The following is a 15,957-nucleotide window of genomic DNA, read 5'->3' as shown; positions in this document are numbered from 1 at the left end:
TAAGAGGCGTTATATATAAGTTAGCTATTAAGCTTTCTATCTAAATTTAATGCCAATAAGTTTTTGATCTCCAAAATCCGGTGTTCCCAAGTGTTTTCTGCAGCAACCGCAAGTCTTTTTTGCTGCAGGTCGGGAGTGTCATTTAGGGCTGCATCCAAAGCGGCCGAAAACTCAATGGCATTGCTGCAGTAGGTTACAGTGTCGTTTGTAAATTCGCGCAGATCAATATTAAAATCGGTTGATACTACAGGCCGTCCAGAGCCCAGATACTCAAATAGTTTTAGTGGGAATATAGAATTGCTTACCTCATCCTTTTTAAAAGGGATAATAGCCACATCAAAGCCTTTTAATACGGCTGGCATCTGTTCATAGGGTACCGGGCCTTTTAACGATATATTAGGTGCCTTGAAGGTAGCATGATCTAAATAATGGATATCAACAGGCCCCACAAAAACAAAGTTCTTATCCGGGTTTTGTTGCAATATTTCAGCGAGCAGATCATAATCAATACGCCGTTCTATATTTCCAAAATACCCGATAACCGGCTTTTTGATATCCGATAGGATATCAGCTACGGGTAGTAGTGGATCAAGCGCTTTTTGGCTGTGCGCTATGTTTGCAGCGTTGGGAATAAAAAAGGAGTTACCGTTTAGTTTCTTTTTGCTGTCTCTTAATTGTTTGCTGGTGCAAATCACCAGATCTACACTTTTTACTACCATATCCTCAGATATCAGTCCATGTCTGACCTGGTATTCTTCAACCAGTGGATCAACACAATGATAAACGGTTAATACCGGCTTTATCAATTGATGAAAGGTAGGGTAGGTGTAGTTATAAGAATTGATGTAGATATAATCCTTAATATTCAGGTTCTTAATTACCTTTTTAAGTCTCCTGGCAACTATACCTTCATTGAATTTGACAGCGATACGATACAGCAAACCTTCAGGAAGCATATTAATGGAAGGCACCGGGGGAGAAATAATGATTTTTAGGTTAGGAATATTGGTTTGAATGTAACTATTGGCCGATGAAAAAAAATGCGGCTTTCGTATCTTGTATGCTTTGGTATCTCTGAACTTGATATAATCTTTCCAGGTAAAAGGACGGTCTACATAATACACATAATTGTCTTTGGCCAGGTGTTTGGCCATGGTATAATTAGTCGACTCCAGGCGGCCGTCAAACTGCATTTGCGAAAATATAATGATATGCCTGTTTTTCAACTCCATGATTAGTCTTGCTTCAATTCTTTCTTGCGCAATTTTTGATACAATATACCTAACAGTTCCATGAGCTCGATGTAACCCAGTTTAAATATATCCCCGATCTTAAATTCCAGATGCTTTTTAAGGGCCCAATAACCAAATATCGCCCCCGAAAAAAACGTGAATATAGAAGCAATAGCCACGCCATAAAGACTATGGAAGATGAATATACCCGCGAAATCCCCAGCGACATTTACAGCCAGCATAATAAATACTTTGATCATGTTTAACTGTGGTTTACCAATGATATCAAGCGTTATTCCAAAAAATCTATCAATAGGTAACAGCATTACAAAACACATAAATATGCGAAAGATGTTACCGGCATCCGAATGTTGGTATTTACCGCCAAAAAGTAACCCAATGATCAGATCAGCAGCTATAAATGAAACTATAGCGACAGGAATAAGTGCGATAGTAAGCATACCTGCATACTTTTTCATGATGTAGGATACATATCGTTTATCGTCACGATGAACCGCTGCTGACATCACAGGCAAGGCCGTAGCAATAAATGCCCGGAGTGGTATCTCAAATATCTCCATGAGGCGCTGAGGGATATAATAAACGGCCAGTAATTCGGATGGAAACATCATTTTAATGATGAAGGTATCCGAACTGCGTAGCAGATAGGAGCTGATGGAAGTACCGACACTGAATTTGCCAAAATGAGCCAGCTCTTTGATCGATGTCCAGCTTTTGCTGCTGATGGTTTTTACCTTTGACCAGCCTATAATCATGGTGATCACACTACTCAGAATGTTGTTAATAAGATAACTATATAGTGCATTTTGAAAACTGGCCCGATGAAAAATGATGAGCAGCAGTATCAGTATAAAAAAGCCTCCCTGGTTTACCAGTTGCAATAGAAACAATTTATCAAAGCGTTCCTCAGCCTGTAATGTCCACATGGCTATAGCTGAGGGGAGTGTGCAAAGAAATATGGCACTGAACCACTTGATGATCATAAACATATTCGGGTTATTACCGAAGTAGAAAAAGTACATCAGCAGATTACCTATCCCAAATGCCAGCACGATCATGAAACCCAGGTACCATGCTGAGCCTGCAATGTTGGCTGCCCGCGTTTTATCAGTGCCCGCGTAAAATTTGATGAGCGATGTTTGCATGAAGCCGGTACGAAAGGTGTCAGCCAGGGTAAATACGATGAGGAAAAAGATATAATCGCCAAAATCGGGTTTGGAAAGGTAACGAGCCATCAGCGATAGTATAGCCATACCCAATACCGGCATAATGGCATTACTGGCTAAAGAAAGCGTGTGTTTGTTGATCACTTTTTTAAAAAAGCCCATGTATCATTTGTTACGCTTTTTCCCAGCTGTTAGTTGTGAAGTTATATCTTTTGATCACCTTTGCCGGGTTACCAACCGCTACACTATATTCTGGTATATCTTTGGTGACCACGCTGCCGGCGCCAATGATTGCATGCTTACCAATGGTAACACCAGCTGTCACCACACTATTTGCGCCTATCCAAACATTGTCGGCAATGGTGATCTGTTTGGTAGTTACTTTTTGTAGGCGAGGTGGGATAGTGATATCTTCATAACCATGGTTAAGCCCGGAAAGCACAATGTTTTGGGCAAGCATCACGTAATTGCCCAGATTCACGGGGCCTATCAATACATTACTGATGCCAATGCCACAATTGTTGCCTATAATAACATCACCAACGCCATTGTTGATGGTGGCAAAATCTTCAATAATACTGTTGTTACCCAGTGAGAAATTGTTGAAGGGAAATATGTCCATTCGTGCTTTAAACCTTACAACTGATCTTTTGCCTCGTTTATGAAAAAATGGATTAACAAACCAGCGTACCCATAGCCTGGGTTTAGCTTCGCCACTGCGCACAATTAACCAGTGCACAAAGCGCTTTAAACCAGGATTTGACTTTATTGTTGATACTAACGCCATTTACTTAACTCCATTTCTGTAATTTATGTTCATTCAGCGGTGGCTGGGCTATAATCTTTGTCTGTTCTTCATTATCTAAACGCATACAAGCTACGATGATGGCTATAGCTAAATAGAATAGAACATTACTTGGATATTGTACCAGTGCCTGCTGTGGGAAGTTACCTATATTGAAGGCAAAGATGACCAATATCATAGCCATACAGTAATTCTTAAGCTCCGGATTTCTGATCCTGTAATAGTAATTAATACCATTATAAAGGGCTATGAATATTAATGTGCAAAAAAGAATCAACCCGATCCAGCCCATCTCAACCGCGACACGCACATAGCCGCTATCCGGAGGGAATTTTGATAATTCGGAATTTGGTGAGAAGCGGCGTCCCCAAACACCAACAGAACCGAGTCCACCACCAATAGGATGCGACAAAATGTAAGGTTTTATTCGTTTTTGATTCTCTGCCCTAACGTTGTATGATGGATCGTCAGACGGGTTAAATGCTGTTTGAAACCGTTTGATCAATGGGTTTGAAGTAGGCATTACTATTAAAAAGCCAAGCATTAAACCCGCTGTAACAGCAAATAACATCACCTTTTTATTAAAATTTAGTACAGCAAGCATCAGAAGTGATGCAGGTACAAGCACATAAGCGGCCCGGGTACCCGAATAAAGCATCACGAAAAGGAAAAACGCTGCCATAAAGCCTAAGGCTATTTTTTTACGCAAACTGTGGTTACCCATAATTAAAGCGATGCAAAGCAAAGCGGCCACTACCATGTTATATGAAAAAGTAACAGGATCTGGAAAAATGCCGAATTTACGCATATGTCCATTGATAAAAAGCAGGCTTACTCTTAACGGATCTGCATACAGATAGTCTTTTTCAAACCAGAAAAAACCAAAATTTTCCTGTTGAAACGCTGATATAGCAGCTATGCAGGAAAAGGCAAGCCATAGTTTTAGCAAAAACTTTATAAAATCAACAGATCTGATATGATATACAAATACAAAGTACATCATCATAATAAAACCAACTGTACGCACAGTATATACCCAGGCAAGCCTTGATGTAGCCCATGGGTTTATGACCTCAATAAAGTTATATGCCAGCCAGATGAGAATAATATAACTGATCGGATTTTTAAAGCGCGACCAATCATGCTCTCTTTTTTGTTTAATGAAAAAACCAAGGATCAGCAAATACGTTATCGCATCAAGCAGTGTGCCTATGGGGGCTATTTCCGGAACGATCTCCGAAACATAGTTTACAAAAAAGGATGCGAAAATAAGGATCGCTATTCCGAATTTAGGATAGGCTACGATGCCATATAATATGGGAATACCAACAAGCAGGGTTAAGACTATACCACCTCCAATTATCCCAAATTTAAACACGATATAACTAAAGAGTAGCGAAGCTAACAACAATAACAATATCACCACTTTGTTGGATAGCTTTTGTATTAACATGCTTTTCCAAAGTGATGTTTTTGTTTCATTACTGTTGTTGATACTATTCAGCATTTGCTGTTATTAAGGTTTTAAAAAAATAGAATTTTAATTACCCAGGCAAATGATCCAATAAAAGCGACAACGATAGCAGCCTTACGCGTTTTTTTTTGCAGGGGACTTAAATTCTCAAATGGGTCAAATTCCTGTTTCTTTGGTTCCAACCTCATAGCTATTGTAGTTTTACATCAATATTAACCTCTACTGAAAGGCTTTGGTTTATGATGCTGATTCTTTTTTCTGATTGAAATCGGTTTTGTTAAGTACCCACCCCGCGAATTTATGATTAAGGCTACGCAGATAGGCTATATCCGGCTTTTGGCTGTTAGTGATGCTTTTACCCGATTCGAAAACTGCAAGGGTTTTATTGGCGAACAATAACCACTCCTTTGATTTATTTAAAGAGCTTAATGGAGCAGTATCAATAATGATAATATCATACTTTGACTTAAAATCATCAAAACGATTTTTTACAAAGGCTTCATCTCCAATTTCAAATAAGGTAACATCTCCGCCATGATTTCCAAGTACAGTAGCTGTACTGCTATTCACTACATGTGCATTAAGCGGGTTATTTTTAAAGTAATCCTCAACATATACACCAGGCAAGGCTGTTTTACTAACGGTAGGGTTATCAAAATTCCCGTCAATCAATAATACCTTTTTATTGATCATGGAATAAGAGTAAGCTAAACTAATAGCCAATAAGGTTTTACCCTCTGTTGCATTTAAACTGGTTATGGCAATAACTTTATCCCCTTGTAACTCCTGGTCAATTTCAAACCGAATCGATCTGATCAATTCTTTAAATTGCTTCATTTTATCCCGGTGTTCTACATCCCAGAGTTTTTTCAGGTCGAGATTTTCACCTTTAATGCGGTTCAAATAGCCCAATAAAGGTAATTGTGTTTTATTAACCAGATCTGACGGATCTTGGATGCTTTTATCCAAATAAAACAACACAAATAGTACAAATAAGCAGGCAAATACACTTAATATAACACTCAAAGCAATAAGGAATATTTTCTTTGATGGTTGTGCCACATCGGGAGTAGCAATTTCAACCTGTCTCAGGTTGATGGAGAAGTTAGACTTCAGGTTAGTTTCGTTATACCTGTTTAAAACGTCGAGGTATTCCTTGCCGGCAATATCAATATCAAAATCATAGGTTTTTACCGTAGCGTCAAATGGTACCAGGCGTGAGAATTTAGCATTAAGGCTGGCCAGCTCATTATCGATTGATTTTACGCTGTATTTGGCCAGGTCCCTTGATATTTCAAGTGTTAACTTTTGATGGATCAAATCATCCTTGGCTACCAAAGGATTAGTAAGATATTTATCTGACGATTGGTTTACCTGGGCAGTAAGAACATTTTGAACAGAATCTATCGTGTTTTTATAACGAGGGTTAAATCCGCTGCGTACATACCTGTCTTCCAGGATATGAAGCTGATCCTGAGTCGCAGTAATAGCCTGGTTGTATTTACTTACCGAGGCTTCAACATATTTCCTATCGCCAGGTTGAAACTTGCTGTTAATGGCATTAATAGCCCCATCATAAGAGATAATATCTTTTTCGGCTTGTAACTTTTTGTCGTTATAAACCATGATTTGGCCAAAAATAGCCTTAGATTGTTCATCAAGACTAAGTACACCATTCTGTATCTTGTATTTCTGTAGTTCTTCTGTTTTTTTACTTAAAGCGTTCTTTTTTTCTTCCAATAATTTGGATAAGAAATTTACCGCATTTGTTTCATTTTGCCTAACACTCTGGGTATAGTAATCAATGAATTGTTTACATAAAGTATTGACTATAAATGCTGATAATTGTGGGTTTTCTGAATCAAAGCTTACCGAAATAAAATCGCTATCCTCGTCACGTGCTATGGTAAGCTCTTTCATGATCGAACGCTCATCATATTTCATGGATATGAGGATGTCATTTAGCTTATCCTCTTCTTTATCATAAAGCGATAAAGGTTCCATGCTTTGGAATTTACTTTTAAATACGACCAGGGCTCTATCGCGTTCATAAGGATGTAATCCGGTTAATTCCTTACTGAATTTACGGAATGGGGTAGGGTTGCTCAAATCGTGGATCATGAGCTGGTAAGAAACCTGGTTGATCAGTTTCTTGAGTTTCATAATAGCGATCAGGTTGCTAAACTCACGAAAAACCTGTTGCTCCTGGGCATTTACATTGTCATCTTTATCCAGCAAGTGCCTGGAGGCATCAACAATACCGGTTGCTATCTGCGCATGGGAAATGTAATTGTTAGGCAGGTTTTTAACCAGAAAAAATGAGCCAATTACCGTTACCAGCGGAATGATAATGAGGGTGTTTCTATATTTATGTAAAAGTTTAAAAAACTTAGCTATCTCCATTATTATTTAATCTCTTCTAACTTAGTACCCAATAATTCTTCCAGATTGGTTTTCGCTGTAAATGTGGCCAATTCAGCTTGTACTTTAAATGAGTTTTGATTGTAAAGACTGTTTAACTGTTCGTTATAGATCTGAAAAGTAGTTTCACCTTTTTGAAAGGCGTATTTTAATTGTTTAACGGCACCTTCAGCGTCAAGTACCGCGTTTGATCGTAACCTGAGTTCGGCCTGTGCTTCCAGATAGGCAAAATAAAAGCGTTTTACCTGGGCCTCAAGGCTTAATAAATATTCGCTTTGCTGATATTCTGCTACTTTATACGTCTCTTTAGCCGCATTGGTTGTGGCCGGATTTTTTAGTAGCTGACCTATGTTAAGGGATACGGCTAATTGATAACCTTTAAAAATAGTAGGAGTGGAAAGATTAATAGAATTTTGCGGACTATAGATATAAGATGCCGTTAAACCATCGAGCCATGCGAATTTAGTAGCATTGTAATTGCTTTTGGCCGCGTTAACCTGGCTTTGTCTTAACTTAACTTCCGGGTAATTTTTCTTTGCAGTTGCTATCAGTTTTTCGAGATACGGGTAGGAGATATCTTTGATAAAAGATTCCTGGGCGTATATATTATTTGTAAAAACGATAAAGATTAATAAAAAGGAAAGCTTTATAATATTTTTGTTCATTAGTTTTATACTTTTTCTTTTTGGAATAGTGCAGGTATAGTTCCCATAATAATCCTTAAATCTAACCAAATAGAATATTTCTGAGCATAAAAATTATCTAATTTTTTTCTTTCACGCTCAGACATGTCTTCTTTTCCTCTTTTGCTGATCTGCCAAAGACCGGTTAAACCTGCCGGACCCAGGAAACGCATTGACCACTCGTTTGAAGTTAACATTTCTGCTTCATAAACTGGCAATGGCCGGTTACCTACTACAGACATATCACCTACCAGGATGTTAAACAACTGAGGCAGCTCATCAAGACTTGAATTGCGTAAAAATTGTCCGAGCTTAGTAATGCGTGGATCGTTCTTGATTTTTACAAACGCGGCTTTATTAGTTCCTGTTTCTGATGCGTATTGATTACTTTCTGTTGATAATTTTGCCAGCAACTGGTCAGCGTCGGTGCGCATCGATCTGAATTTATAAAAATCGAATACTTTATAACCAGTACCAACCCGTTTGCTTCTATAAAACACTGGACCTTTTGAATCCAATTTAATGAGTATAGCAATGATGAGGAATATCGGAGATAACACAAATAACATACTGCAAGATATAAGTAAGTCAATTAAACGCTTGCCGAATGGCATTTTGTAAGTAGTGTCTACTTCTTTAGAAAGTTCAAGCAATCTTGGCCTGATCAGTTTAAACGTAACCAGGAAGTTTAAACGCTCGCGCAGGTTATCGATCAGGAAGGGCACACTATAAAAATCGTGTACTTTTAACTGCATGGCTTTTAGCTTAAGGCTTTTGTCATCAATTGATGATAAAAGAACGATGATCGATCCATGCAGTAAAAAGCTTTTCTTGATCTCCTCCACCATTTTAAAACACTCACCGTCGGCGTCAACTTCCATTAAAATAATATCCGGAACGGTCAAAATAGATTGATTACCTAAATATTCTTCCAACTGGCCAATGGAATCATTATAAATTACTTTAAAATTCTCATTAAGACCGGCAAAAACCAACTCTTTTAGCGCCAGGCCTGCGTAAGCAATCCTGACATGGGAACCTGAATTTTCGTTCCAATCAGATGTTTGTTGACTCATAAACTTGTAAAAGTTGGTTAATGGCCGTTTTTAATTCGCTGGGTTTAAATGGCTTGTGAATGCAGGCATCAACCTTAAAAGGCATTTTACTTACTTGTTCATCAAGGTCGTGAGCAGCTGAAAGCAATATCACGGGCAGATCACGATAAAAACCGCTGATCTTGACATTTTTCACAAATGACTGACCATCAAAATAAGGCATTTGAAGATCGGAAATTATTAACTCGGGCATGTTGCCATCCTCGAGCCAGCCAAAGGCGTCAATCCCGTTGTTTTTAACAACTATATCGTAATCCTTTGAAAGGATAAAGTTGAGTAACTTTAAAATACTTAAATCGTCATCAACAATAAGTAGGGTTTTTTTCATTCCTGAAGATTTATAAAACCTGAATTAATTAAGTTGTAAACATGTTTTAATTGTAAATGATCAGTGCAGCGAACCTTTATTAAATCCCTATGAATGGATTATTTATTATGATCTATAGAAACAAGCGGGTTTACGTTGAAACGGTATCCAGTGTTTGTTTTTATTGATGAAATGTAAAAGCTAAGCACTAACATTCAATTTTGGATACATATTCAATTACTATACCGAAAGTACGCAAATAATACCCGTCACAGCTTAGGAAAGCCGTTTTATTTGCAAACACACTCATATTATGCTTATAGAAGGCATTATGGGTATTGATCCATCTTTTGAACAGTATATTGTTTTTACCCGGAAGTGGGTAATTGAGGAATTTATTCCCTGTTAGGGAATAAATTTACTATGAGTTGATATGGTATGTAAGCAATAATTACGCTTTTGTATTAAAAAGAAAATAGGGTAATTACTTAAGGCTTCTCAATAAGCGATAAAATATTGCCCGCGGGATCGTTAAACCAGGCTATAGTTGGACCGCGCTCGTCGCCTTTTAAGATCCCTTTATCGTTAGTTTTAAAATTTTCATCATTATAAATGATAAATTTTACGCCGAGCTTTGTTAGCTCATCAACCGTTTTTTCAATGTTGTTTACAGTGAAATTAAGTATAGTGAATGTAGCTGCCTGGTGATTTGGCTTGGGGTAGATCAGGATGGTGTTGCCATCATTTAGTTGAAGGTTCAGCAGGTTAGGCATCTCTTTGTCATCGTAAATATGGAGACCAAGGGTTTTGCCATAAAACTCTTTTGCCAGGGATAAATCGTCCACTGAAAAGCTACTAAATGTGCTATTATAATCTAACATGATCTTCTGATTTATTAATTAATAAGTAAATTAATTATTTTTTGTTTGACGGCCTAAAACTTTAGCCGGGTAGAACTTCCGCCAGGCAACCATAATCTTTTAAAAAAATGATAAGTTTCCTGGATCCAATAACACCTTTAGTACATTGAATACGTAATATTTTATCACAGTCGTCCAGATCAAAATTTGCATTGTAATGTGTAAACGCTTTGTGTATCTGGTTGACCAGTTTATTGGCATATCGACGTGTGCTTACATTGGTTTTAAAAACTTCGACATTCATATTGACTTTCTTAAATACGCTATTGCCTGCTTCAATGGAACCTTGCATAAACACAAGGGACTAGTGATATAACTTAAACAATTATTTCTTCGTCAGTTTGTATCTCAAGTGTGTTGTTAAGTCTGCTGGTATTACCTCCACAATCTGGAGATCATATTTGTCTTTGTCAATGCCGTCAAACAGCCGGATACCACTTCCTAAAAAAACGGGAGCAATGTGAATGAAAAATTCGTCCACAAGACCTGCATTGAGATATTGTTGAATAGTATTGGCACCACCTTGTATTCTTATGTCCTTTCCTTTGGCTGATTGTCTTGCTTTTTCTAATGCGCTCTGTATTCCGTCATTGATGAAATAAAAAGTTGTTGTCCCCTTTTGAACCCAGGGCTCGCGTTCTTCGTGTGTCAGAACATACACATCCGCCTTGCAAAAACATCATCAATTAGTTTACTGTCTGCACCGTATTCTTCACCGCCTTCCATATTGATGTGTTTCCAAAATGCTTTTTGTTTAAACATCCACATGTGGATATTTGGCGAAACGCCGCCCATTGGATTGCTTGGACTTCTGTTATCGCCTGCAAAAAAGCCATCAAGTGATATTCCGCTGTCAAAGATAATTCTGCTCATAATTTTTATTTATTGTTTGTCGAAGTTGATTGTTGTCCCTTGGTTTGATTGTTGGAACTGTCGGTGTTTGAGATATATTATTGTTGATCATCGACAGAATCGGCCATCCACTGAACACCAAACTGATCGGTTACCATACCAAAGTAACTGCCTCCCCAGGGCGCTTTATCAAATGGACAAACTACCGTTCCTCCACCGGCTGCAAGCGCATTAAATAATATTCTCGTTTCTTCTACAGTACCCCCGTTAATAGTAAGGTGACAGTTATTACCGCGTTCAAAACCTTCTCCCATTTTACCCGTAGCATCGGTAGCCATGAGTACATTCCCTTTTCCGACTTCGCCAATGGGTAAGGATATATGCATTAGTTTATCTAAATCTTCTTTAGGGGTGTGATCGGCTTCAGGGCTATCCTTGAAACGGATCAGCATGAAAAAATCACCGCCAAAAACAGAGCGGTAGAAATTAAATGCATCTTCGGTATTGCCTGCAAAATTAAGGTAAGGGTTGATGGTATTCATCGAATCGGCCATCCATTGAATGCCAAACTGATCTATCAGTTGACCGAAATAACCGCCCCACGGCGCTTTATCAAATGGGTAAACAACTTTGCCACCAACAGCAAGGGTGTTAAATAATTTTTCTGTTTCCTCAGGCGTCTCGCCGTTCATGCAGATATAAAAACTGTTGCTTTGAACCAGATCATTAGCCATTTGACCTAAAACATCGGTACCCATCAACGCATTTCCCTTACCCATGGGTAAGGCTACATGCATTAATTTATCCTTATCTGCATCGGGTGTGCGTTCGGCTTCAAAAGTATCTTTATAACGTATTAAGGCTAAAAACTCTCCGCCAAAAACTGACCTGTAAAAGTTAAACGCTTCTTCCGTATTACCGGCAAAATTCAAATAGGGGTTAATTGTTATCATCTTCTGTTTAATTTAAGTATTTGTTGGTCTGTTATTTATGAATTAGTGACAGATCAAATTTACCTTCATCAAACAGGATGCGAAAGGGGTGAATACGACAATTAAGGGGCTGATTATGACATAATGCTAATCTCTGGCAACAAAACGGTACAAATAGGGTGCTTTATGAGCCCCTCCGGTCCATTTTTTGGCAAGCCGTTCCAGTATACCTAAAGCCAGCATTTTACGCTGAAATGCAGCACGGATCAACTTTTTATTCAAAACGGTTTCATAAAGCCGCTGCAGATCACCCATAGTAAAGTTTTCTGACAGGAGATTGAAGCCGATGAGTTTATGATCAAGATTAGCTTGTAAGGTTTGTAATGCCTTGCCAATGATTTGCCGGTGATCCTGCATTAAGGTGGGCAAATTATCCAAACCAAACCAATCACAACTGTCAGATATGCTATCGGGTGTAGGAATAGCTTTGGTAAAATCAACCAAAGCATAATAACCAACAGATACAAAACGCTTTAACAACCAATGGTCTTCGGGGGGCGTAAAGCCACGGGCTTTCATAATGGTTTTAAGGGGTGTAGCATCGTGCCGGCTTTTATCGCCAAATACATAAAACTGCTCAAGAAAAATATTGATCAGCCCGGTACGGCTAAACAAAACGCGGCGAGCAGCTTCGTTAACATCTTCGTCAACATGTATAAATCCACCGGGTAGTGCATATAAATCTGTATGCTTATAGCTCAAGAGCAGGACTTTGAGTTCATCATCATGAAAACCAAAAATAACTGTATCAATAGCCAGGCCCGGTAAAAAGCCTTCGCCGGTAACATTCATTTCTTGCTTAATAAACTCGTTGTCCATTTATTATTGTAAAAATCAAGAGGCAATTAACAAAAAAATTGATGCTTAATTAAATTTAATTTATTATTGTAACAAAATGATACAATAATATAAACTTACTCATTTTAAGCCAATTATAAATTGCAACCAATATGAAGAAAACGCTATTAGCAGTATGGCTGCTTACACAAATTGTTACCGTAAAAGTGTTTGCCCAAACAAGCAACCAGGTAAGCACGCAGAATGGGGTAGTGGAGGGGACAAGAGAGGCCGGTTCGCCCATTTTGATATTTAAGGGTATTCCTTATGCACAACCTCCTGTAGGTGATCTGCGGTGGAAAGAGCCACAACCTGCTCAAAACTGGCAGGGCGTATTGAAAGCCGACCATTTTGGTAATAACCCCATGCAGAAACCAATATTTGGTGATATGGGTTTCCGTTCTGCCGGCATGAGTGAAGATTGTTTGTACCTGAATGTTTGGACACCTGCTAAAACCGGCAGTAAAGAGAAGCTGCCTGTATTGGTTTATTTTTATGGTGGCGGATTAGCGGCAGGCGATGGATCTGAGCCACGTTATGATGGGGAAAGTATGGCTAAGAAAGGTATTGTAGCACTTACTGTAAATTACAGGCTGGGGATATTTGGTTTTTTTGCCCACCCGGAGCTAACCAAAGAATCGCCTAATCATTCCTCAGGTAATTATGGGTATCTTGATCAGCATGCTGCTTTGTTGTGGGTACAAAAAAATATCGCGGCATTTGGCGGCGACCCCAAACGGGTTACTATTGCCGGTGAATCAGCGGGTTCAATTTCAGTATCGGTACAAATGGCTTCTCCTTTATCAAAAGATCTGATAGCTGGTGCCATTGGCGAAAGCGGAGCTGGCATCAAACCAACACTTTACCCGATTCCACTGGCTGAGGGCGAGAAAAAAGGAACAGATTTTGCAGTGCGACTAAAAGCTAATTCTTTAGCCGAATTGAGAGCTTTGCCTGCAAAACAATTACTTGATTCTGTTTTCTCGGCAGGAGCAACCTCGGCTACCATTGATGGTTACTTATTGCCAAAATCCTTACCTGAAATTTTTGAAGCCGGCGAGCAGGCTCATGTACCTCTTTTGGTGGGATGGAACTCTGCGGAAGTACCTTATCAATTTCTGTTCAGAGGTGATGCGCCAACTCTTGAAAATTATACCAAAGTATTAAAACAACTTTACGGTGACCGTGCCGACGAGGCTTTAAAGTTATATCCTGCATCAACAAATGATGAGGTGATCAAATCAGCAACCGCTTTGTCCAGTGATCGTTTTATAGTTTACAGTACCTGGAAATGGGCCGATCTGCAGGTAAAAACAGGCGATAAACCAGTGTATCGTTATGAGTTTGCCCGTATACGGCCTGCCATGACGGCTCAAATGGGTAATGCAACACCTGGCCTTGCCGGTGGAGTAGTAAAGGGGGATGCTTCCAAAGCAGTAGCTCCTAAACCTGTAGCTGTTGGCGCTCCGCATGCTTCAGAAATTGAATATGCGATGGGTAACCTGGCCAGTAATAAGGTTTATGCCTGGACGCCTGAGGATTACAAAGTATCCGCCACCATGGAAAACTACTTTGCCAATTTTATAAAAACGGGTAACCCCAATGGGAATGGTCAGCCTAAGTGGGAGGCCATTAAGGATAACGACCATGTGAAATTTATGACTATTGACGTTGTAAGTCAGCTTAAAACCGAAGTAAACCGGGCTCGTTACCTGTTCCTGGATAAGGAATATATGAAATAATTATTGACTAACTGATTCTTATAGATCCCGGTTACCTATTGGAGCCGGGATTTTATTTTTTATACCGTTTCTTTTTAAATAAGTTAGCGCTTAATATGAGCACGTTTGCCGATAGAATAATTTCCTTTAACCAGCAGCTTGAGTTTGCCGGAGTATTGCCATCTGGCATCAGTATTATGAACCCGTTTAAAGAGAACGGGCCTGCCATGCAGGTTTCTACCCAGTTTTACCGTAAGTACTATAGTGATGACCATCCCCGGCATTTAATATTGGGTATTAATCCGGGCAGGTTTGGCTCTGGTATGACAGGGGTATCATTTACAGATCCAAAAAGAATGATCAATCAATGTCAGATACCTTTTGAGGGGCCAATGACACATGAGCCATCATCAGAGTACGTTTACGAAATGATAGGTGCATTTGGGGGTATAACGGAGTTCTATGAGCAGTTTTATATCCATTCTGTTTGTCCGCTGGGTTTTACTATTACTGGCAGCAATGGAAAGGAAACGAATTATAACTATTACGATACTCCGGCATTACAAAAGGCGGTATATCCGTTCATTGTAGAAAATATACAGAAGCAAATAGCGATAGGCTTTGAAACTGATGTTTGTTTTTGTTTTGGAACTGGGAAGAATGAAGCTTTTTTACGAAAACTAAACGATGAGAAACAGTTTTTTAAACAGATCATCGCGCTGGAGCATCCAAGGTACATTATGCAATACAAGGCAAGAACAAAACAAGATTATATTGATAAATATATCCGGGAGTTTAATAAAGTTCTTTTGTAAGTGGATAGCATATCACTTGGTAGTGATATCCCGATTATGGTCATCAAATTCTTTTCCGGTAGCATGGTAATTGCGGATGAAATCTGCTAACTGTTTCAATTCAAAATCGGTAAGTTCCGTACCACCGGAGTATTGGTAGCTATTGTCTGCACTATCCAGGGTTATGGCGCCGAGATAGCCCTTATCAAATGTCTTAGCGCTATCGGTATCCCTGTATAATTTATAAGTGCTCGAATTAGGGGTTTCAGATTGAGCCTTATTTACATCTACCGGATCAATGGCAATGTTAATAGGAGTACCATCTTGCTTATTTATCCCGATTGTAACGCCGCTGGTAATCATGATATATTGATTTAAGTTTATAGACAAAAGGTGTATGGAATTGTTTTGGTAAACTTAAATAAGACATGGGGTGCGTTGCATCATGGTTACCAGTGTAAACCCAAAATATGACAGAAAATTTATATAATTTTTTGATTTTCAATTATATAGATAAATGTTAACCATGAAAAGTGTAAACCATGTAAACCCACTTTTATAACAAAATGTCCAGCATGCTCAGGGATTAGATCCATTGACTTACATGGTAAATGAGG

17 protein-coding genes are annotated in these 15,957 nt (G+C 38.8%); 2 read left to right on the top strand and 15 right to left on the bottom strand.

What is annotated here, in order from left to right:
* Window positions 1-20: 20 nt before the first annotated feature.
* From BLR84_RS11115 to BLR84_RS11050, 14 genes are all read right to left on the bottom strand, one after another.
* Window positions 21-1,232 (bottom strand): glycosyltransferase, encoded by a 1,212-nt coding sequence (locus tag BLR84_RS11115; RefSeq protein WP_090467919.1) that lies wholly within the window; start codon window positions 1,230-1,232, stop codon window positions 21-23.
* 2 nt (window positions 1,233-1,234) lie between these two features.
* A complete protein-coding gene (locus BLR84_RS11110; RefSeq protein WP_090467917.1) occupies window positions 1,235-2,581 on the bottom strand; it encodes an oligosaccharide flippase family protein in 1,347 nt (448 codons plus the stop codon).
* Window positions 2,582-2,591: 10 nt separating this feature from the next.
* On the bottom strand, window positions 2,592-3,206 hold the full coding sequence (locus BLR84_RS30490; RefSeq protein WP_090467915.1) for an acyltransferase: 615 nt from the start codon (window positions 3,204-3,206) through the stop codon (window positions 2,592-2,594).
* Window positions 3,207-3,210: 4 nt separating this feature from the next.
* Complete coding sequence (locus BLR84_RS11100; RefSeq protein WP_090467913.1) at window positions 3,211-4,731, bottom strand: O-antigen ligase family protein; 1,521 nt, start codon at window positions 4,729-4,731, stop codon at window positions 3,211-3,213.
* 204 nt (window positions 4,732-4,935) lie between these two features.
* Window positions 4,936-7,101: an exopolysaccharide transport family protein gene (locus tag BLR84_RS11095; RefSeq protein WP_090467911.1), complete on the bottom strand. Its 2,166-nt coding sequence runs from the start codon at window positions 7,099-7,101 to the stop codon at window positions 4,936-4,938.
* 2 nt (window positions 7,102-7,103) lie between these two features.
* On the bottom strand, window positions 7,104-7,784 hold the full coding sequence (locus BLR84_RS11090) for a TolC family protein (protein WP_090467909.1): 681 nt from the start codon (window positions 7,782-7,784) through the stop codon (window positions 7,104-7,106).
* A 5-nt stretch (window positions 7,785-7,789) separates the two neighbouring features.
* Window positions 7,790-8,878, bottom strand: a complete 1,089-nt coding sequence (locus BLR84_RS11085) for a sugar transferase (protein WP_090467908.1) — start codon at window positions 8,876-8,878, stop codon at window positions 7,790-7,792.
* Entirely contained in the window at window positions 8,859-9,245 is a 387-nt protein-coding gene (locus BLR84_RS11080; RefSeq protein WP_090467906.1) for a response regulator, read from the bottom strand. Before BLR84_RS11080 ends, BLR84_RS11085 begins: the two co-directional genes overlap by 20 nt.
* A 467-nt stretch (window positions 9,246-9,712) precedes the next feature.
* Window positions 9,713-10,105 (bottom strand): VOC family protein, encoded by a 393-nt coding sequence (locus BLR84_RS11075; RefSeq protein ID WP_090467904.1) that lies wholly within the window; start codon window positions 10,103-10,105, stop codon window positions 9,713-9,715.
* 61 nt (window positions 10,106-10,166) lie between these two features.
* Window positions 10,167-10,388 carry a hypothetical protein gene (locus BLR84_RS11070; protein WP_090469215.1) on the bottom strand — a complete coding sequence of 74 codons (222 nt, stop codon included), beginning with the start codon at window positions 10,386-10,388 and terminating at the stop codon, window positions 10,167-10,169.
* A gap of 81 nt (window positions 10,389-10,469) precedes the next feature.
* Complete coding sequence (locus BLR84_RS30250; protein WP_218128303.1) at window positions 10,470-10,805, bottom strand: dihydrofolate reductase family protein; 336 nt, start codon at window positions 10,803-10,805, stop codon at window positions 10,470-10,472.
* Window positions 10,793-11,017 carry a hypothetical protein gene (locus BLR84_RS30245; RefSeq protein WP_218128302.1) on the bottom strand — a complete coding sequence of 75 codons (225 nt, stop codon included), beginning with the start codon at window positions 11,015-11,017 and terminating at the stop codon, window positions 10,793-10,795. The genes BLR84_RS30250 and BLR84_RS30245 overlap by 13 nt, the downstream gene beginning before the upstream one ends.
* A gap of 77 nt (window positions 11,018-11,094) precedes the next feature.
* Window positions 11,095-11,949: a VOC family protein gene (locus BLR84_RS30365; protein WP_255366917.1), complete on the bottom strand. Its 855-nt coding sequence runs from the start codon at window positions 11,947-11,949 to the stop codon at window positions 11,095-11,097.
* Between the two features lie 126 nt (window positions 11,950-12,075).
* Window positions 12,076-12,807: an NUDIX hydrolase gene (locus BLR84_RS11050; protein WP_090467903.1), complete on the bottom strand. Its 732-nt coding sequence runs from the start codon at window positions 12,805-12,807 to the stop codon at window positions 12,076-12,078.
* A 131-nt stretch (window positions 12,808-12,938) separates the two neighbouring features.
* Here BLR84_RS11050 and BLR84_RS11045 point away from each other — a divergent pair, with 131 nt between their 5' ends.
* Window positions 12,939-14,567, top strand: a complete 1,629-nt coding sequence (locus tag BLR84_RS11045) for a carboxylesterase/lipase family protein (RefSeq protein WP_090467901.1) — start codon at window positions 12,939-12,941, stop codon at window positions 14,565-14,567.
* Window positions 14,568-14,662: 95 nt separating this feature from the next.
* On the top strand, window positions 14,663-15,361 hold the full coding sequence (locus BLR84_RS11040; RefSeq protein WP_090469209.1) for a uracil-DNA glycosylase family protein: 699 nt from the start codon (window positions 14,663-14,665) through the stop codon (window positions 15,359-15,361).
* A 12-nt stretch (window positions 15,362-15,373) separates the two neighbouring features.
* On the opposite strand, the gene BLR84_RS11035 is transcribed toward BLR84_RS11040, so the two are convergent.
* Window positions 15,374-15,703, bottom strand: coding sequence for a hypothetical protein (locus BLR84_RS11035; RefSeq protein WP_090467900.1), 330 nt, complete (start codon window positions 15,701-15,703; stop codon window positions 15,374-15,376).
* Between the last annotated feature and the right edge of the window lie 254 nt (window positions 15,704-15,957).

The organism is Mucilaginibacter sp. OK268 (assembly GCF_900103125.1).
GTDB lineage: Bacteria > Bacteroidota > Bacteroidia > Sphingobacteriales > Sphingobacteriaceae > Mucilaginibacter.
Note: the sequence above shows the minus strand (reverse complement) of the source record. Positions and strands in the feature narration are given on the sequence as shown.